General features: G+C 65.7%; 19 protein-coding genes. 1 reads left to right on the plus strand and 18 read right to left on the minus strand.

Annotation, left to right across the window (positions count from 1 at the left end; genetic code table 11):
• Positions 1-30: 30 nt before the first annotated feature.
• The 6 genes from LL06_RS05405 to LL06_RS05430 all read right to left on the minus strand — a co-directional run bounded on the left by LL06_RS05405 (position 31) and on the right by LL06_RS05430 (position 6,629).
• Positions 31-855, minus strand: a complete 825-nt coding sequence (locus tag LL06_RS05405; RefSeq protein ID WP_035523274.1) for a response regulator — start codon at positions 853-855, stop codon at positions 31-33.
• 198 nt (positions 856-1,053) lie between these two features.
• Entirely contained in the window at positions 1,054-1,890 is an 837-nt protein-coding gene (locus LL06_RS05410; RefSeq protein WP_035523276.1) for a DUF1194 domain-containing protein, read from the minus strand.
• Positions 1,891-2,094: 204 nt separating this feature from the next.
• Positions 2,095-2,412 (minus strand): BrnA antitoxin family protein, encoded by a 318-nt coding sequence (locus tag LL06_RS05420; RefSeq protein ID WP_035523282.1) that lies wholly within the window; start codon positions 2,410-2,412, stop codon positions 2,095-2,097.
• Positions 2,388-2,672 carry a BrnT family toxin gene (locus LL06_RS26800; RefSeq protein ID WP_081963670.1) on the minus strand — a complete coding sequence of 95 codons (285 nt, stop codon included), beginning with the start codon at positions 2,670-2,672 and terminating at the stop codon, positions 2,388-2,390. Before LL06_RS26800 ends, LL06_RS05420 begins: the two co-directional genes overlap by 25 nt.
• Positions 2,673-2,904: 232 nt before the next feature.
• Positions 2,905-5,466: an FAD-dependent oxidoreductase gene (locus tag LL06_RS05425; RefSeq protein ID WP_035523285.1), complete on the minus strand. Its 2,562-nt coding sequence runs from the start codon at positions 5,464-5,466 to the stop codon at positions 2,905-2,907.
• Positions 5,467-5,621: 155 nt separating this feature from the next.
• Complete coding sequence (locus LL06_RS05430; RefSeq protein ID WP_244447054.1) at positions 5,622-6,629, minus strand: threonine/serine dehydratase; 1,008 nt, start codon at positions 6,627-6,629, stop codon at positions 5,622-5,624.
• A gap of 101 nt (positions 6,630-6,730) precedes the next feature.
• Between LL06_RS05430 and LL06_RS05435 the strand changes: the two genes are divergently transcribed.
• Entirely contained in the window at positions 6,731-7,213 is a 483-nt protein-coding gene (locus tag LL06_RS05435; RefSeq protein ID WP_035523287.1) for an Lrp/AsnC family transcriptional regulator, read from the plus strand.
• A 90-nt stretch (positions 7,214-7,303) separates the two neighbouring features.
• Here the strand turns inward: LL06_RS05435 and LL06_RS05440 are convergent, their stop codons facing one another.
• The 12 genes from LL06_RS05440 to LL06_RS05495 all read right to left on the minus strand — a co-directional run bounded on the left by LL06_RS05440 (position 7,304) and on the right by LL06_RS05495 (position 19,253).
• Positions 7,304-7,567, minus strand: a complete 264-nt coding sequence (locus tag LL06_RS05440; protein WP_035523289.1) for a hypothetical protein — start codon at positions 7,565-7,567, stop codon at positions 7,304-7,306.
• 111 nt (positions 7,568-7,678) lie between these two features.
• On the minus strand, positions 7,679-10,306 hold the full coding sequence (locus LL06_RS05445; protein ID WP_244447055.1) for a mechanosensitive ion channel domain-containing protein: 2,628 nt from the start codon (positions 10,304-10,306) through the stop codon (positions 7,679-7,681).
• 249 nt (positions 10,307-10,555) lie between these two features.
• Complete coding sequence (locus LL06_RS05450) at positions 10,556-11,101, minus strand: DUF924 family protein (protein ID WP_035523294.1); 546 nt, start codon at positions 11,099-11,101, stop codon at positions 10,556-10,558.
• A 121-nt stretch (positions 11,102-11,222) separates the two neighbouring features.
• Positions 11,223-13,220 (minus strand): acetyl/propionyl/methylcrotonyl-CoA carboxylase subunit alpha, encoded by a 1,998-nt coding sequence (locus tag LL06_RS05455; protein ID WP_035523296.1) that lies wholly within the window; start codon positions 13,218-13,220, stop codon positions 11,223-11,225.
• A gap of 11 nt (positions 13,221-13,231) precedes the next feature.
• On the minus strand, positions 13,232-13,513 hold the full coding sequence (locus LL06_RS05460) for a type II toxin-antitoxin system YafQ family toxin (RefSeq protein WP_035523299.1): 282 nt from the start codon (positions 13,511-13,513) through the stop codon (positions 13,232-13,234).
• Positions 13,500-13,766, minus strand: coding sequence for a type II toxin-antitoxin system RelB/DinJ family antitoxin (locus LL06_RS05465; RefSeq protein WP_035523300.1), 267 nt, complete (start codon positions 13,764-13,766; stop codon positions 13,500-13,502). Before LL06_RS05465 ends, LL06_RS05460 begins: the two co-directional genes overlap by 14 nt.
• A 218-nt stretch (positions 13,767-13,984) precedes the next feature.
• Positions 13,985-15,601: a carboxyl transferase domain-containing protein gene (locus tag LL06_RS05470; RefSeq protein ID WP_035523303.1), complete on the minus strand. Its 1,617-nt coding sequence runs from the start codon at positions 15,599-15,601 to the stop codon at positions 13,985-13,987.
• A complete protein-coding gene (locus tag LL06_RS05475; protein ID WP_035523306.1) occupies positions 15,601-15,984 on the minus strand; it encodes a type II toxin-antitoxin system VapC family toxin in 384 nt (127 codons plus the stop codon). The genes LL06_RS05470 and LL06_RS05475 overlap by 1 nt, the downstream gene beginning before the upstream one ends.
• A complete protein-coding gene (locus tag LL06_RS26305; RefSeq protein ID WP_052161233.1) occupies positions 15,981-16,466 on the minus strand; it encodes a hypothetical protein in 486 nt (161 codons plus the stop codon). The genes LL06_RS05475 and LL06_RS26305 overlap by 4 nt, the downstream gene beginning before the upstream one ends.
• A gap of 74 nt (positions 16,467-16,540) precedes the next feature.
• The gene (locus LL06_RS05485; protein ID WP_035523308.1) at positions 16,541-17,704 is read right to left on the minus strand and encodes an isovaleryl-CoA dehydrogenase; all 1,164 of its coding nucleotides are present in this window, start codon (positions 17,702-17,704) and stop codon (positions 16,541-16,543) included.
• 1 nt (position 17,705) lies between these two features.
• On the minus strand, positions 17,706-18,308 hold the full coding sequence (locus tag LL06_RS05490; protein WP_035523312.1) for a TetR/AcrR family transcriptional regulator: 603 nt from the start codon (positions 18,306-18,308) through the stop codon (positions 17,706-17,708).
• A 108-nt stretch (positions 18,309-18,416) separates the two neighbouring features.
• On the minus strand, positions 18,417-19,253 hold the full coding sequence (locus LL06_RS05495; protein WP_035523315.1) for an ABC transporter ATP-binding protein: 837 nt from the start codon (positions 19,251-19,253) through the stop codon (positions 18,417-18,419).
• Positions 19,254-19,303 lie beyond the last annotated feature (50 nt).

A 19,303-nucleotide genomic window follows, 5' to 3' on the forward strand; every position in this document is an offset into this window, starting at 1 on the left:
CGCGCGTCTGAGACAATTGCCCTGATAAGGTCAGGCGACCTTCGCCGCGAAGCGGCTCCCGATCGACTTCCGCGCCGACTTGATCTGGTCCAGCGTGTCGAGATTCTGGTTGACGCGGCAGTAGAATTCCTCGTCCACATAGGGGCGCAGCATGAAGTCGTTGCCGCCGGCCTTGAGGAAGCGGGCCGACAGCAGCCGGTTGTCCGAGGACGACACGCCGATGATCCTGAGCTCATGGCTGCCGCGCACCGCGCGCAGGCGCCGCGTCAGCTCGAAGCCGTCGATGTCGGGCATGTTGTAGTCAGTGATCACCAGGCCGATTTCCGGTGTCACCTTCAGGATCTCCAGCGCCTGGCGGCCGTTTTCGGCGGCGCTGACCTTGAAGTTGAACCGCTCCAGCCGGCTGCGCAGAAGCGCGCGCGCGGTGGCGCTGTCATCAACGATGAGCACGTGGTGGCGGTGGTTTGTGAGGAAGCGGCAGACCGATTCCGCCAGCAGGTCGATCGCCAGGATATTGTCCTTGATGACGTAGTCGACGATGTCGTGGGCCAGGATGCCCTCGCGCGTGGATTCGTGGAAGGTGCCGGTGAAGACGATGATGGGAATGGACAGTTCGGCCAGGTATTTCAGCGCCTCGCCGTTCTCGGCGCCGGGCAGGTTGATGTTGGAGATCGCCAGCGTGATCGGCCGTTCATTGTACTCGTAAGCCAGTTGCAGCTCCTCGAAAGAGCGGCAGACTTCGATGTCGATGTCGAAGTTTTCCTTGAGCGTCTGCCCGATCATGGAGGTGAACACATTGGAGTCTTCCGCCACGATGATCCGGTGGGCTCCCAGGGACCCGCCGGAGTACTGCATTCCTGATAGCCCGATGAACATACGCCCTACCCCTTTGAACGAGCAAGGCTAACCATGCGGCGATTGAATTTCGGTTAACGGTTGCCCCCCTGATTCCATCGCTTCCCCGCCGCCGACGGCCAGGGAACCGGCCGTTCCAACGGGCCGGTCACCGGCAGGAATTTCCGCGACCCGTCACCCGTCGCGGCGGGTCCTGCGTCAGGGATCGTCGAACATCCAGCGCCGCTGCTCCCAGATCTTTTCGCCCACGAGGCAGTCATAGGGCTCGCCCGACGGCCGCAGCGCCTGTCCCGGCAAGCCCTGCGCCGGGACGATGCCGGCCTTGGTTTCGGGCGGCAGGCTGCCTATCTCGAGGATCAGCTTGCGCCGGATCGCCTCGGGGAACTGGTCCCAGCTCCTGACCGGCACCAGGAAACTGCCCGGCCCGCCGATCACGCAGTCCGCGTAATAGGCGTCGAGATCGGAGATGTTGAAGCCGCCGCCCGGCCCGTCGCTGGTCATCAGCGGCAGGCCGTTGATGACGATGCGGCTCGCCACCGCCTCCGCGCGCGCGTCGAGCACCGGTCCGCCATGATTGTTGGGGCCGTCGCCCGACACGTCGATGACCTTGCGGAATCCCTCGAACGGCGCCATCTCGAGCAGCTCGATGGCATGCCGGATGGCGCCCGAGATCGAGGTGCGCTGCTGCCCGATCGGTCGCGATTGCAGCACGATCTCCGAGAGCCGGTCGGCGTCGGCGGCGGTCTCCACCAGCGTCCAGTCGAACACCTCGCGGATCGAGCCGCTGCCCGCCCATTCGAACATGGTGATGGCGATGCGGCCATAGGCGCCCTGCGCGATGGCGCGGACCACGTCGGGATGGTTGAGCGCCGCCGCATAGCCCTCGCGCTGGATGGCGAGCTCGCGCTGCGACATCGAGCGCGACACGTCGATGGCGAGCACCAGGGAGACATCGACAGGCTCCTGCGCCCGCGGGCCCGGAAGGGCCGCAAGCAGACACGCAACTGAGAGAAGCGCCGTGACCCATCCTGCCATGTGGCAAGTCTACCACGGCGGCAGGGTCGGCCGAAGCCGGTTTTTCGCGCGGCACGGGAGGAGATGGGCGGGCGTCTTTGCCCGACGGACGGATGACATGCGGACCGGAATGGCTGGTGCCGGGTTCGGTGAGCCTATGATCCGCCTGTTCGGCCCCATCGGCAGCGCGAAGGCGTCAGCCCCATGACCGCTGACAGATCGCCTTCACAGGCCGACGGCCTTGCGTAGTGCCGCGTTCAAGCGCCCTTGCCAGCCGCTGCCGCTCTCGCGAAACTTGGCGATGACATCCTCATCGAGCCTGAGGGTGATCTGCTTTTTCGGATGCGCCACGGCGGGACGCCCACGCGAGCGGCGATGGTTCTCCATCGCCTTGAAGAAATCGGGCGGCAGAACTTCCCGCGCGGGACGCATCCGCGCCAGCTCTTCGTCGCTCAGTTCCGGCGACTCGACGGCGTCCCAGTCCTCGCGGTCATAACCGCGTCCAGCCTCGAAGGTCTTCAGGGTCTTGCCTTTGGTGGCCATGGAAGCCTCCTTCGTTCCTTGTCGCTCGCCGGGCGAAAGCTGACGATCGATATCGCTTCGGATCCGAGCGTAGCGAAAACAACGGCTGCCGTACCGTCCCGGAAATATCCGATCGCCTTCAGCCGTCGCCGACCATCCGCATCCGGCCGGCCGTCCAAAACAATGGCATGGTCCCAATCGAGTTCGCTGACATCCGCGAAGTCGAATCCGTGCTTTTCGAGGTTTGCCTGGCGCTTGGGCTCATCCCAAACAATCTTCATGATTAAATGTAGCTACATTTAATGGTGGGATCAAGAGAGGAGCCTCAAGACGCCTGAACGCAAAGGACCCGCCGGCCTCACGACCGATGGGTCCAGTTTGATGACAAGCCGCTTACTCTTGCTCCACGTCATCCTCGGCCCTGTGCCGAGGATCTACAACGCTAGATAAATCAACCGGTTGCAGATGCTCGGGACAAGCCCGAGCATGACGAAGGAGCCATTTATCCCCGCCTCAGCTCCGCGGCTTCAAATTCTCCGGGTCATACAGCGGCTTGTAGCCCACCGCCGCCACTTCCACCGGGTAGACCTCGCTGAAATACTCGACATTGAGCTTGCGCCCCATCTGGCACTGGTCCCACGGCAGGTATGCCAGCATGATGTTCTTGCCGAGGGTCGGGCCATAGGCGACCGAGGTGGTGTAGGAGCGGCGGCCGAGGGCGTCGACCAGCGTTTCGCCGGTGGATGGATCCAGCACCGGCAGCGTGCCGACGGGATAGCGCGCCACGCCATTGGCGTCGACATTGTCGGTCATCACCAGCGTGCACAGCATCGCCGGCTGGTGCTCCCTCGCCTTGTACTCGAGATGCTTGTCCTTGCCGCGGAAATCGGCCTCCTTGACCTTGGGGCGGGCGAGATCGGCCTCGATCAGGTTGTACTGGGTCAAGAGATCGGCGTTCTGCAGCCTGAGGCTCTTCTCCATGCGGCGCGAATTGGCGTAGGTCTCGACGCCGAAGGCCATGACGCCGGTCGAGCGCAGCGCGTCCCAGACGGCGAGCCCGTCCTCGTATCGCATGTGCAGCTCCCAGCCCTGCTCGCCGACATAGGAGATGCGGAAGGCGGTGACCTTGATGCTGCCGATCTCGATCGGCTTGATCGCGGCGAAGGCGAAATTGTCGTGGTCGAGGCCGGCGGGGTCGGCGACGACCTTCTTCAATGTCTCGCGTGCGTTCGGGCCCCAGATGCCGATGGTGACGAATCTCTCCGAGACGTCGGTGATGGTGACGTCGAGACCGCGGTCTTCCGCCACGCGCTTCATGTAGTGGAAGTCGCGCGGGCCGGCGTCGGCGCCGTTGACGAGCCGGCAGCGGTCTTCCATGCGGAACACGGTGAAATCGGCCCGCACCATGCCCTCGTCGTCGAGGAAATGGGTGTAGATGCCCTTGCCGATATTGCCGTCGCCGCCGATCTTGGCGGCGCAGAGCCATTCCATCAGCGCCACATGGTCGGGGCCTTCGATGTCGACCATGTGGAAATGGCTGAGATTGACGATGCCGCAATCCTCGCTCATCGCCAGGTGCTCGGCATTGGAAACGCGCCAGAAATGGCGGTTGTCCCATTCGTTGCGGCGCACCGGCACGCGGTCGCCGTATTTTTCGAGAAGATGCGCATTGGCGGCGTAGCCATGCGCCCGCTCCCAGCCGCCCAGCTCCATGAAATGGCCGCCGAGCTCGAGCTCGCGTTCGTGGAACGGCGAGCGCTTGACGCCGCGGCCGGTGGCATAGGGCTCGCGCGGATGGATGGCGGGGAAATAGATCTTCTGCGCCGCCTCGCGGCAGCGACCCTCGATGAAGGCCTCTGTGAGCTGGTGCGGATAGAAGCGGGAATAGTCGATCGAATTGTGGTCGATCTCCGTGCGCCCGTCGGTCATCCAGTCGGCGATCAGCTTGCCGTAGCCGGGGCCGTCCTTGACCCAGATGGCGACGCAGTACCACAGGCCGCGCACCTTCTGGCTTTCGCCGCAGGACGGTCCGCCGGCGGCCGAGACCTGCAGCAGCCCGTTGAAGGAATGGCTCTCGTTGTAGCCGAGTTCGCCGAGGATGGGCGTCAGCTCCATGGCGCGTTCGAGCGGCGCGATGATCTGCTCCATGTCGAGATCGCGCTGCGAGGGCGACAGCCGCGCCTGGTGCTTTTCGAGGATCTCGCGCGGATGGCAGAGCCGCGGCTCGTCGGTCTCGTAGTAGCCCCATTCGATCTGGCCGCCCTCGGCGGTCTTCGGATCGCCCGTGTCGCGCATATAGGCGGAGTTGCCCTGGTCGCGCATCAGCGGCCAGCCGATTTCCTTGCCGGTGCCTTCGAACTCGGTGTAGGGGCCGAAGAAGGTGAGCGGATGGTCGACCGGCATCACCGGCAGGTCCTCGCCGACCATTTCCGCGATCAGCCGGCCCCAGAGGCCCGCCGAGACCACGACATGGTCGGCCATGATCGTGCCGCGATGGGTGACGACGCCCTTGACGCGGCCGCCTTCGACGATCAGCGATTTTGCTTCGGTGTTGGCGAAGACCGTGAGCTTGCCCGACTTCTCGCCGGCATCGATGAGCTTGCCCGCCACCGTCTGCGAGCGCGGGATCACCAGACCGGCATCCGGGTCCCACAGGGCGCCGGCGACCATCTCCTTCTCGACCAGCGGGAACTTCCGCTTCACTTCCTCGGGTCCGATCAGCTTGGCGCGGGTGCCGAAGGCCTTGCCGGAGGAAATCTTGCGCTTGACCTCCTCCATCCAGGTGTCGTCGCCGGCCCGCACGATCTCCAGCCCGCCGATGCGGGCGTAATGGCCCATCTTCTCGAAGAAATCGATCGAGTACTGCGTGGTCCAGACCGACAGATAGTCGTGGCTTGTGGTGTAGCAGAAGTCCGAGGCATGCGCGGTCGAGCCGATGTCGGTGGGCACGCCGGACTTGTCGATGCCGACGATGTCGTCCCAGCCGCGCTCGATCAGATGATGCGCGATCGAGGCGCCGACGATGCCGCCCACGCCGATGATGACGACCTTCGCCTGCTTCGGAAACTCTGCCATTGTCTTCCACCCTGATTGCGCTGTGGGCGGAATTTAGAATCTGCCGCACCAAAACCAATGCCTGTCTACGACATTCTCTCGATGCTGCACGACCAGCGGACCACGGCACCCGCGCAGCGCGATCCGCCGGGGGTGCGGCAGGCAGTGCGGCCCGGTCATCCGAGCCAGGTCCGCATCTGCTCCGCCGTCAGGTTTCCGCCGCACAGAATGGTGGCCACCCGCCGGCCCCGGAACAGCTCGGGCCGCGACAGGATCGCCGCCAGGCCCGCAGCCCCCGAGGGCTCGGCCACCAGCCCCGCCCTGCCGTGAAACAGCCTCATCGCCTCGATCAGGGCCGCGTCCTCGACCAGATGGACGTCGTCGACCAGGCCTTTCATGTCCTCGACGGCTTCGGCGATCGGCACCCGGACGCCGATGCCGTCGGCGATGGTCGCGACCGTGGGCGGGAACACCAGCGTCCCCGTGCGCCAGGATTTCTCCATCGCATCGGCGCCCGTGGCCTGCACGCCGATGATCTCGACCGCGGGTTTGACCGCCTTGGCCCAGCGGGCGATGCCGGTCAGCATCGCGCCATTGCCGAGCGGCACGACGATGCAGTCGGGCGGCGTCGGCCCCGCCATCAGTTCGAGCGCGATCGTGCCGGCGCCTTCCGACGCCTCGGGATCGAGGCCGTCTGCCAGCATCATCGCGCCGGTCTCCGCCGCGAAGGCCTCGGCTGCCTGTTTGGCCGCGTCGAAATCATCGCCCGCCAGCCGCACCTCCGCGCCAAGCGCGCGCATCCGCTCCACCTTGAGCGGATTGGCCCGGGTCGCGGCATAGAGGATCAGCGGCAAGCCGCGGCTGCGGCAGGCATAGGCCAGCGCCTGGCCCCAATTGCCCGCGCTCGCGCCGACCAGCGCGCGTCCGCCGATCTCGCCGCGCCTCAGCCGCTCGGCGATCAGGAAACTCGCGCCGCGCCCCTTGAAGCTGCGGATCGGATTGGCGGTCTCGAGCTTGAGGGTGAGGGCGCAGCCGATCGCCTCGCTCACCGCCTCGCAACCATATTGCGGCGAAGAGAGGAATACCGGATCGATCACCTCGATCGCCCGGCGGATATTGCCGAGCTTGAGCCGGTGCGCCGGATGGGGATCGGCGGGGATCTGCGGTGAACTGTGTGCGGTCACTGTGGCCTCCTGAAGATTTCGCCTAGGCTAGCCGGCACAACCGGGATATTTTCCCGTTTCCATCAGCTCCACGGGATTTTGCGCGCGTCCGGAGGCCTCTCATGCACGATACCTATCGGCCCGATGCGGCCGACCGCAAATTGCTTGATCTGCTGCAGACCAACGCGCGGATCACCATCGAGGCGCTTTCGGAGGCGGCAGGCCTGTCGACATCGGCCACCCACCGCCGGCTGCAGCGGCTTCGCGACCAGCGCATCATCCTCGGCGACATCGCCGTTCTCGATCCGAGGAAGCTCGGCAACCCGATCACCCTGCTGGTGGAGCTCGAACTCGAACGCGACCGCCCCGAACTGATGCCGGCGCTGCAGGCCTGGATTGCCGCGACGCCTTCCGTGCAGCAGGCCTGGCAGGTGACCGGCCGCGGCGATCTCATGCTCGTCGTGGTCGCGGGCTCGGTCGAGGATTTCGATGCGCTCATGGAACGGATGATGGAGCACAACCGCAACATCCGCAAATTCACCACCAGCGTGGCGCTGAAAACGCTCAAACGCGGCCTGAGGCTGCCCCTTCCGCAAGCGGGCTGAGGCCGGCGGCCCGACAATAAAAAACGCGACCCGTCGGGATCGCGTTTTCATCTGGTTGGCATCAATGTGGGCCTTGCAGGGCCGGATGCGTTACTTGATCACCGCGCCGCCATTGACGATCTCGATGGTCTCGCTGCCGTCGAAGGTTTCGCGGTCGCCCGAGGGCATGGTGACGAAACAGCCGGCCGGGCAGAAGCTGACCGTCGCGCCGGCCTCGACCACCACTTCGATCGTGTCGCCGTTCTCGGTGACGCTGAGCACCTGCGACTGGGCGTCCATGTTGGTGACGCTTGCGGCAGCCGCGCCGCCGACCATCATCACGCTCAAGGCCAGTCCATAAAGAGTTGTTTTCATCGGTCTTCGGCGGTTCCGCCGCTCCCTGTTAAAACGCTGTCGAGCCGTTTTGGCCCGGTATGGATGCTTTTCTAGCACCGCGAAACTGAACACAGTCTGAACGGTTTTGCCTCACCGGTCACCCCCGTCCTCGCCATCGAGGCCGGCCTCGTCGTGGATCGAATCCCGGGCGGTCTTGCGCGGCCGCCGCTTCCTGGCCGGCTTGGCCGGCGCGGCCTTGGCTTCCGGAGCCCCTGCCCCGGCCTCCGCCGGCTCTGCCTTGCCGGACCCCGCCTGATGCGCCGTCAGTCTCTCCGCCAGTTCCGCCAGCGGCCCGCCATCCTCGCCGAACTTGATGTTGAGATCCTGCTGCGGGAACGGGATCTCGATGCCCTCGGCCTTGAGCCGCTCGAAGATGCGCAGCCGCAGTTCGGTCCGCGCCGAAAGACCGCTGAGCACGTCGGCGAGATGCGCCTTGACCTCGAAATTGAGCGACGAATCCCCAAATCCCGCGAAATAGACCACGGGCGCGGGATTGTTGAGCACCAGCTCGCAGCCGGTGGCGACCTCGGTGAGGACCTCGATCACCCGGCGCGGGTCGGCGCTGTAGCTCACGCCGATCGGCACGTCGACGCGGCCCAGGCTGTTGCGGTGGGTCCAGTTGCCCACCGGCGCGTTGATCAGCTCGGAATTGGGCACGATGATCGTCTGGCGCGAGAAGGTCTCGATCTCGGTGGCGCGCACCGAGATCTTCTTGACGAAGCCCTCGGTCGAGCCGGTCACCACCCAGTCGCCGACCTTGAACGGCCGTTCGGCGAGCAGGATCAGGCCGGAGACGAAATTGCTGACGATGTTCTGCAGCCCGAAGCCGATGCCGAGCGACAGCGCGCCGGCGACCAGCGCCAGGCTCGACAGGTCGATGCCGGCCGCCGAGATGCCCACCAGCCCCGCTATCGCCACGCCCAGATAGCCGGTGCCGGTGCGGATCGAATTGCGCACGCCCGCATCCATCTGCCCGCGCGACATCACGCTGCCGTCGAGCCAGCGCTGGAACCAGCGTGTCGCCAGCAGGCCGGCGATGAACAGCAGGATGCCGAAGAAGATGCCGACCAGCGAGATGGTGATGCCGCCGATGCGGATCTCGGTCAGGACCCGGTAGAGCCACAGCTCGATGTCCTGGACCTGGAAGCCCCATTGCAGCAGGATCAGCGGCACGCCGAGCAGCAGCACCATGAGATTGATCATCAGCCCCGCGGCAAGGCCGGTCTGGTCGAGCCCGACCTGGCCGAGTTCGAACCGGGCCTCGATCCAACGGCCGATGACGGTGTTGCCGAACTTCCCGGGCTCGGAAATGGCCTTGCCCGACAGGTAGCCGATATACATGGTCGTCAGGATCGCGCCGGTGACCACGATCTGCGTCGCGGCGAAGCGCGCCAGCCCGACATAGCCCAAGGCCACGGTCGCCAGCAGCCCGAAGCCGCCGATCAGCAGCGTCATCAGGATCACCCGCGGCCAGGCCTCGCCGGGTTCGGCGGGATCCCTCGACTGGGGCAGCATCGGCCTGACCATCGCCATCCCGATGAGGATGAAGGCCATCAGGCACACGGAGACGATCCCGTTGAACACCGTGATCACCACGGGGGAGCCGAGCGACTGGCTGATCCGGCCGGTCACATAGTCGAGGCCGTTGACGATCACCAGCGCGACCACCAGCAGATAGAGCACGCGCGCGCCGGAATTGGAGATGTCGACCAGCCGCCAGGCGGGCATGCTCGGCGCCAGAATGCCGCGGGCGAGCTTGCTCACGAAGAACACGGCGACGACGACCACGAGCAGGCTGGAGAACACCGGGGCCACGTCGGCGCGCAGCACGGAGAAACTGCCGCCCAACACATAGACGGTGCCGACCAGCGCCGTCATGGCGATCGACGGGATGATGGTCGACCAGAACGCCACCGACAGCCGGCTGGTATAGGGCGGATCCTCGGCTTCGGGATCCCGCGCGATCAGCCCGCCGAACAGCCTGTAGGCGCCCGACACCAGCACCAGCGAGGCGAGCAACGAAAAGAAGATCCACCCCAGCAGCGCCTCCCATTTGAACGCCCAGACGAACTTCACCCAGGATCCGTAGGTGCGGACGAAATCGCCGGTCTCGCTGTCGATGGCGATCAGCGCTTCCGAAAGCATCGACGGGCCGATCTCGGTGCGCTTGAACAGGGTGGTGGCGAAGAGCTGGCGGCGCGCCTCGGTGATCCTGTCGCCGAGGTCGGAGGCCCTGACGGTGACACTTTCCGCCCGCCCGGTGAGCGTGTTGATCAGCGCCCGTTCGGCGGCGAGCCGGGCCCGTTCGGCCGCCACGGCTTCGGGCTCCGGAGGATCGTCCGCGGCCGGCGGCGGGCCGAGCTGGTCGATGCGCGCCTTGATTTCGGTGAGCCGCGGCCTGAGCGAGACGCCGATGTCGAGCATGCCGCGGGCCAGCGTCTCAAGTTCGAGCTTGAGGTCGACCAGGGCGCTGTCGTCTTCGGCGTTCTCGGCGACCCGTTTGGTCAGGCGCGTGATATTGGCTTCCGCGTCCGCCAGCTTGGCTTCCGCCGCTGCGATCGTGGGCGAGGCGGCGATATCCACGGGCGCGGCCTGGTCGAGGGCGGCGGCCGGGGCCGTTGTTTGCCCGGTCTCGGCGAGCGGCGTTTCGTCCGCCGTCTGGGCATGGGCAAGGACCACGGATCCCGTGATCACCAGGCCAGCCAGGACGACAGCCATCAACCGTTGCAAGCGCATCCAACACCTATCCCGTCACCCGCCGCGGTCCGTCGCGGCCGCGCCCCGCATCCCGCGAGGAGGAGCGCCGCGGCGCCGCGACTCCGACGCATATTTTCCACCCTGAATCGATTCCGCTCCGGGGCACTCCTGCAGTAGCGCATATAGGACCAAACCGGAATCTTTTTGAGCAGGCCCGGGCCCCGGACCGACGCCCGGCAGCGGCTTTGTCGGGGCGAGCCTCCGCGCGGGCTAGAAGCCGGCGCCGGGTTCGGCCAGATAGGCCTCCTCCTCCGCCGTCGAGCTCCGCCCGAGGATCGGGTTGCGGTGCGGAAACCGGCCGAAGCGCTCGATGATAACCTGATGCTGGCGGGCATAGTCGAGATATTCTGCATTGCCCAGCGCCTCGCACAGCGCCACGGCGCGGTTCTGGTCGGCGAGGTTCTCGGCGTGTTCGAACGGCAGGTAGAAGAAGATCCGCCGGTGCTCGCTGACGCCCGCATCGGCGCCGACCGCGATCGCCGCCTTGGCGGCGTTGAGCGCAAGCGTGTCGGTGGCAAAGGCCAGGGGCGAGCCGCGATACATGTTGCGCGGAAACTGGTCGAGCACGATCACCAGCGCCAGCCGCGCCTCGGCCGAGGCCCGCCATTCCGGAGGAATATGGCGCGACAGCGCCAGATGCAGGCCGGCGAAGCGCTGGGTGATGGTGCTGTCGAGCTCCGCGTCCTTGACGAACCACTGCTTCGGCGTGAGCTCTTTGAACCAGAAATCAAGCACGGTGTCGGGCGTTTCGGTCATGAAAAATCCTGTTGTCGGTTTTGCGGGCCCCGCGCGAATGTGGAGCGCGCTAGGCCGGGCTTCAAGCATCGGGCAGCCATTTGCCAGACGCGGTGTCGTTTTGTCCAGAAGGGCTGGTCGTTCAGGCGGCTTCCGCCTCGGGCTGGAGCGTGACCAGGCTCACCCCGTCGCTGACCTGCGCGCCGACCACGACCATCACCTCGGCCACCACACCGTCACGCGGCGCCGCGAGCGTCATTTCCATCTTCATGGCTTCCATGATCACCAGGGCATCGCCCGATTTGACGCTCTGGCCCTGGGCCGCCAGCACCTGCTTGACCACGCCCGGCATGGCGGAGACGACCTGGTCGCCGCCCGCCGCCTTGTCGTCGGTCCGCTTGCCGCGCGGCTTTCCAAACAGGTGGGTGAGACCTTCGTGAAACACCGCCACGCTCGGCTCCGACTGCGCCAGGCGGCAGCGCCTTGTTATGCCGTCGGCCCGGAACGACCAGTCGGCGCCCGAAGCCCGCACCGCTTCCAGGTCCAGGCCCGACTCCAGCCCCGGGCCGGATACGCGCCACCGGTCCGCGCCGCAGCGCTCGATCCGGAAACTCCGGTGCTCCCCGTCGATCTCGAGCACGACCCTGCGCCGCGGCGTGCCCCAGATCTCGAAGGGGCCGATGGCGCGGGCGACATCGCCGTCAGCAGCCCCGGCGGCCACCATGCCCGACGCGGCAAGCGCCGCCAGCGCGACGATGGAATCGGGCGCGGGCGCGACCGTGGTCAGGCTCGCGAGGTTGCGGTCGATCAGCCCGGTGTCGAGCCTTCCTGCCGCGAAATCGGCGTCGCGGCAGAGCTTGGCCAGGAACGCCGTGTTGGTCACCGTGCCGGCGATCTCGGTGCGGCCGAGCGCGCCCGCGAGCTTGCCCAGCGCCTCGGCGCGGGTCTTGCCGTGGGCGATCACCTTGGCGATCATCGGATCGTAGAAGGGCGTGATCTCGTCGCCCTCGCGCACCCCGGCGTCGACGCGGATGTCGCCATCGGGAAATCTCAGATGCACCAGCCGGCCGACCGCGGGCAGAAAGCCCTTGCCGGCGTCCTCGGCATAGATCCGCGCCTCCACCGCGTGGCCATTAATCGCAAGATCCTCCTGGCGCATCGGCAGGGCCTCGCCCGCCGCCACCCGGATCTGCCACTCGACCAGGTCGAGACCGGTGACGAGTTCCGTGACCGGATGCTCGACCTGCAGCCGCGTGTTCATCTCCATGAACCAGAACCGGTCGGGCCTGAGCCCCTCGCTGGCGTCGACGATGAACTCCACCGTGCCCGCGCCCGCATAATGGATCGCCTTCGCCGCCTGCACCGCGGCCGCGCCCATGGCGGCACGCATCTCGTCCGGCATGTCGGGCGCCGGCGCTTCCTCGATCACCTTCTGGTGGCGGCGCTGGGCCGAGCAGTCGCGCTCGAACAGATGCACCACATTGCCGTGGCTGTCGCCGAACACCTGGATCTCGATGTGGCGCGGCGTGGTCACGTATTTTTCCACCAGCACCCGGTCGTCGCCGAACGAGGCCTTGGCCTCGCGCCGCGCCGAGGACAGCGCCGCGGCGAAATCGGCCTGGGCCTCGACCTTGCGCATGCCCTTGCCGCCGCCCCCGGCGCGCGCCTTGATCAGCACCGGAAAGCCGATCTCGTTGGCCTTGCCGGCGAGCACCACCAGGTCCTGCGCCTCGCCGTGATAGCCCGGCACCACCGGCACCTTGGCCTTTTCCATCAAGGCCTTCGCCGCATCCTTGAGCCCCATCGCCCGGATCGCCTTGGCCGAGGGCCCGATGAAGATCAGCCCCGCCTTCTCGACCTTCTCGACGAAATCCGGGTTTTCCGACAGGAAGCCGTAGCCCGGATGGATCGCATCGGCGCCGGTGCGACGCGCCGCGTCGAGGATCGCCTCCCCCTTGAGATAGCTTTCGGAAACCGGCGCCGGCCCGATCAGCACCGCCTCGTCGGCCATCTCGACATGCAGCGCCTTGGCGTCAGCCTCCGAATAGACCGCCACCGTGGCGATGCCCATCTTGCGCGCGGTGCGGATGACGCGGGCTGCAATCTCGCCCCGGTTGGCGATGAGGATTTTGGTGATCATGCTAACGTCCCTTACCAGCCCAGTTCGCTGTGCGACCCAAGCCGCAGCAATTCCAATGTCTCGTCATCCGGTTTCCGGTAGATCAGCACCAGATCAGGCCGGATATGGCAGTCGCGGCAATCGCTCCACTTGCCTTTCAGCGGGTGATCGAACCGATGCCGCGGCAACTGTTCGTCCCGCACAAGAAGCTCAAGCACCTGCTTCAATTCAATTTCAAGTTTCGGTCCATGACGGCCGGAGCGCTCGCGGCGAAAATCCTTCTTGAATTGCGAAAGCGCCTTAATCCGCCGCACCGAGGTCGTCCATCAACGCGGCGACGCTGTCGAACTCCTTGTCGAATTCGCCGCGCCGCGCCGCCTCGATCGCCGCAATCGTCGCGGCGTTGGGCACCAGCGGCTCGAACGGCAGCGCCTTGTCGCGCGCCACCCGCACCAAAAGCATCCGGAACGCTTCCGACACCGTCAGCCCCATCGCTTCCAGTACCACGGAAGCCTCCTCCTTGATTTTTTCATTGATCCGCGCTCGGACCACAGAATTCTCAGCCATCACAAATCTCCTTTGGGCTACAATGTAGCACACAGGGATGACACCTTCCAGCTATGCCTATCTTCTGCGTCTTGCGAATGACCAGCAGGCAATCTCCCCCAAGGCGACGATGAGGGGTTTGGTGATGGTCATGTTCGTTCAACATCCTGTCTGTTCCGAATGTCGCTTCGTCCACCGACGCCTTCAGCGCGCAATCTCCCCTTAGAAGAGGAGATTGGTCACATCCTGAACACGCCGAACTTCGTCTCGCCCACCGGCGCATTCAATGCCGCCGACAGGCTCAGCGCCAGGATCTCGCGGGATTTCAGCGGGTTGATGATGCCGTCGTCCCAGAGCCGCGCCGATGCGTAGAGCGGGTGCGACTGCGTCTCGAACATCTCGATGGTCGGGCGCTTGAACTCGGCCTCGTCGGCCGCCGACCACGTGCCACCCTTGCGCTCGATGGCGTCGCGCTTGACGGTGGCGAGCACGCCGGCTGCCTGTTCGCCGCCCATCACCGAGATCCGGCTGTTGGGCCAGGTCCACAGGAACCGGGGCGAATAGGCCCGGCCGCACATGCCGTAATTGCCCGCGCCAAACGAACCGCCGACGATCATGGTGATCTTCGGCACGGCGGTGGTGGCGACCGCGGTCACCATCTTGGCGCCGTCCTTGGCGATGCCGCCGGCCTCGTATTTCTGCCCGACCATGAAGCCGGTGATGTTCTGCAGGAAGACGAGCGGGATCTTGCGCTGCGAGCAGAGCTCGATGAAATGGGCGGCCTTGACCGCGCTTTCGGAAAACAGCACGCCATTGTTGGCGACGATGCCCACCGGCATGCCCATCACATGGGCGAAGCCGCAGACGATTGTTGCGCCGTAGCGCGCCTTGAACTCGTCGAAGCGCGAGCCGTCGACGATGCGGGCGATCACCTCGCGGATGTCGTAGGGCTGGCGGGTGTCGGCGGGGATGATGCCGGCGATCTCGGCCGGGTCGTAGAGCGGGTCCTCGGGCGTCAGGCAATCCATCTGGCAGAGCCCGGCCCTGCCCCGGTTGTTGAGATTGGCCACCGCCTGGCGCGCCAGTTCCAGCGCATGGGCGTCATTGTCGGCCAGATGATCGGCCACGCCCGACAGCCGCGTGTGCACGTCGCCGCCGCCGAGATCCTCGGCGCTCACCACCTCGCCGGTGGCGGCCTTGACCAGCGGCGGGCCGGCGAGAAAGATCGTGCCCTGCTCGCGCACGATGATGGTCTCGTCGCTCATCGCCGGCACATAGGCGCCGCCCGCCGTGCACGACCCCATCACCACGGCGATCTGGGCGATGCCGCGCGCGCTCATGGTTGCCTGGTTGAAGAAGATCCGGCCGAAATGATCGCGATCCGGAAACACCTCGTCCTGATTGGGCAGGTTGGCGCCGCCGGAATCGACCAGATAGACGCACGGCAGGTTGTTCTCGAGCGCGATTTCCTGGGCGCGCAGGTGCTTCTTCACCGTCAGCGGATAATAGGTCCCGCCCTTCACCGTGGCGTCGTTGCACACCACCATCACGTCGCGGCCGTTGACGCGGCCGATCCCGGCGATCAGGCCCGCCGAGGCGATGTCGCCGCTGTAAAGCCCGTGCGCGGCGAAGCGGCCGATCTCCAGAAACGGCGAATCGCCGTCGATGAGATGCGCCACCCGGTCGCGCGGCAACAGCTTGCCGCGCCCGACATGGCGCTCCCGCGAGGCTTCCGGGCCGCCCTGCCCGTGCAGTTCGGCAGCCTCGGCGACCTGCGCGATCTGCGCGGCCATGCGGGCCGCGTTGTCGCGGAAGGCTTGCGAGCCGGTCTGGATCTTGGAGTGGATAACGGACATCAGCGAATAAGCTCCACTTTGCAGGGCAGGTCGAGATCGGCCCAGTGGCGATCCGTGGTCAGTGTTCTCGCGTTCTCGAGCGCGGCGGTGGCGATGCAGGCGCGGTCGGCGAAGGAGAGTTTCTTCAGCCTGCTGTCCGAGCGAAGGCGCGCCGCCCGCTCCCCATGCGCCGCGTCGAACGCCACGATTTTCAGGCCCAGCGTCATCAGCCATCCAACGGCCTGGTCAGGATCAAATCCCCTGTCGATCATCTTGGCACCAGCCTCTGACAGATTGACGGCGCTGACGGCAGCCTCTCCCAACGCGGCCACGACCACTTCAGCCCCAGGCTCGTTGAAAGCCAGGGCCAGAACCGCCGATGCATCAAGCAAGGTCCCGCTCATTCCCGCAAAGCTTCCGCCCGACGCTCGGCGATCAGTTCGTCCGAAGCCAGGCGACTGCCCGGCCCCAGTTCCTGCGCTTTCTTCTGCAAGCGGCGCACCGCAGCCATGGGCGAGATGACAACCAGTTCGCCGTCCCTGACCTGCACCGTCACGCGACCATCCTTGTCCAGCGCCATGGCGCGGCGGATATCTGCGGGCAGCAGCAATGCGCCGTCGGCCGTGACGTTCAATGCCCTGAAATCGACCGAGCCCGGTTCGATCGGGTCCACCGTCTTGCCCGCGCCTGTCGCCTGCTCTTCGGCAAGGGCTTTTTTCCAATGGGAATACTGGGTGAAGCCTGTCCCTTCGTTGCCACCTTCGGACACATAGATGTCGGCCACCTCGCGCCCGGTCGGGATCACGCCCCGCTCGGCGAAGAGTTCATCGCAGATCTGCCAGATGCGCGCCTTTTCCGAACCGGGACGAATGCTCTCATGCAACATGGCAGTCTCCTTTACGTTTCTCAACGAAAAACATAAAATAAGCGGATTTTACATAATTTCAAGCCGCCATAACGTTATGTCGTCTCCGCCATCATCTCCCGTCCGATCAACATCCGCCGGATCTCGCTGGTTCCTGCGCCGATCTCGTAGAGCTTGGCGTCGCGCAAGAGCCTGCCGGTGGGATAGTCGTTGATATAGCCGTTGCCGCCCAGCGCCTGGATCGCCTCGAGCGCCACCTGCGTCGCCTTTTCGGCCGCATAGAGGATGCAGCCGGCCGCGTCCTTGCGGGTGGTCTCGCCGCGGTCGCAGGCCTGCGCCACGGCATAGACATAGGCGCGGCAGGCGTTCATCGTCGTGTACATGTCGGCGAGCTTGCCCTGCATGAGCTGGAAATTGCCGATCGGCTCGCCGAACTGCCTGCGCTCGTGGCAATAGGGCACCACCACATCCATCGCCGCGGCCATGATGCCGAGCGGCCCGCCGGCGAGCACCACCCGCTCGTAGTCGAGGCCCGACATCAGGATTTTCGCGCCCTGGCCTTCCTCGCCCAGCACGTTGTCGAAGGGCACCTCGCAGTTCTCGAACACCAGTTCGCAGGTGTTGGAGCCACGCATGCCGATCTTGTCGAGCTTCTGCGCGGTCGAGAACCCGGCCATGCCCTTCTCGATCAGGAAGGCGGTGATGCCGCGCGACTTGGCCTCCGGATCGGTCTTGGCATAGACCACCAGCGTGTCGGCGTCTGGCCCGTTGGTGATCCACATCTTGTTGCCGTTGAGCACGTAGCGGTCGTTGCGCTTCTCGGCCCTGAGCTTCATCGAGACCACGTCTGAGCCCGCGCCCGGCTCGCTCATCGCCAGCGCGCCGACATTTTCGCCCGAACAGAGTTTGGGCAGGTAACGCCGCTTCTGCGCCTCGGAGCCCCAGCGGTTGATCTGGTTGACGCAGAGATTGGAATGCGCGCCGTAGGACAGGCCGACCGAGGCCGAGGCGCGGCTGATCTCCTCCATCGCCACCACATGCGCAAGATAGCTCATGCCGGTGCCGCCGAAGTCCGGGTCGGCCGTCATGCCGAGCAGGCCGAGCGCGCCCATCTCCTGCCACAGATGCATCGGGAACTGGTTCTCCCGGTCGGTCTCTGCGGCCACCGGGGCGATGCGGTCGCGGGCGAAGCGGGCGACCATGTCCCTGAGCGCATCGATCTCTTCGCCGTGGCCGAAATTCATGCCTGTCGTGAACATCTCAGTCTTCCTTCTTCTGCCCCACCAGGCGCTTGACCAGGCGGACATAGACCGCCTCGATCTCGTCGAGCGACAGCCGCCCGTTCTCGCGGTACCAGGTGGTCATGCCGGTGAGCATGGCGATGATCGCCATGGTGGTGACCTGGGGGTCGAGGATCTCGAACGAGCCGTCGGCGGCGCCGCGGTCGAGGATGGCGTAGGGCACTTTCTCGTAGCTGCGGCGCAGGCGCTCGATGACGCTGAAATTCTCGTCCTCGAGGCTTCTGAGCTCCATGTAGGAGATGAACACCTCGCGCGACCGGTCGAGGTGATAGCGGATGTGGAAGCGGACGAAATGCTCGAGTGCTGCGGGCGCGGACAGGCCCGGCTGCTCGGCCTCCGCCCAGGCCTTGAGCAGGGTTTCCATGTGCACCACCAGAAGCTCGTGCAACAGATGCTGCTTGGTGGGGAAATGATTGTAGATCGCGCCCGCCTGGACGCCGGTCTCCGCGGCGATCGCCCGCATCGACACCGCCGCGTAGCCCGAGCGCGCGAACAGTTCGAGGGCGGCATTGCGCAGCTTTTCCGCCGTTTCCGCCCCTGATGATCCCGTCCGTCGCGCCATGGCTCACACAATTGAATTAAATGAACGTTCGTTTATTTCTACAGCCTTCCGCCCTGTCAGGCAAGACCCTCGCAGGCCACCGCGCCGGGGCTCGCCTCTCGCCGGGAATCAGGCCAGCCAGCGCTTGCGGCGCTTGTAGTGCTTGACGTTCTTGAACGAGCGCCGCCCCTCGCCGCCCACGCCGAGATAGAATTCCTTGACGTCCTCGTTCTCGCGCAGATCCTTCGCCACCCCGTCCATGACGATGCGGCCCGATTCGAGGATATAGCCATAGGTGGCATATCTCAGCGCGATGTTGGTGTTCTGCTCGGCCAGCAGGAAGGAGACGCCCTCCTGCTCGTTGAGCTTCTTGATGATCTCGAAGATCTCCTCCTGCAATTGCGGTGCGAGCCCCATCGACGGCTCGTCGAGCAGGATCATCTTCGGCCGGCTCATCAGCGCCCGGCCGATCGCCGTCATCTGCTGTTCGCCGCCCGAGGTGTAGCCGGCCTGGCTCGTGCGCCGCTCCCTCAGCCGCGGGAAATAGTCGTAGACCATCTCGATGTCGCGCTTGATCGCCGCATTGCCGTCGCGGCGGGTGAAGGCGCCGGTGAGCAGGTTCTCCTCGACGGTGAGATGGCCGAAGCAGTGCCGGCCCTCCATCACCTGGATGCAGCCGCGCCTGACCAGCTCGTTGGCGGTCTGCGCCTCGATGCGGGCGCCTTCGAATTCGATCGATCCCTTGGTGACCTCGCCGCGCTCGGAGCGCAACAGGTTGGAGATCGCCTTCAGGGTGGTGGACTTGCCCGCGCCATTGGCGCCGAGCAGCGCGACGATGCCGCCCTCCGGCACCGTCAGCGACACGCCCTTGAGCACCAGGATGACGTGATCGTAGATCACCTCGATATTGTTGACCGCCAGGATGGTGGGCGGCGTCGGCGCATCGGTGGATGCCGTAGCGGACATGGTCTGGACCCTCTCCGGTCGGAATTGGCCCCGGGCTCCCGGGGCGGCAG

This window comes from Hoeflea sp. BAL378 (assembly GCF_000759435.1).
Lineage (GTDB): Bacteria > Pseudomonadota > Alphaproteobacteria > Rhizobiales > Rhizobiaceae > Hoeflea.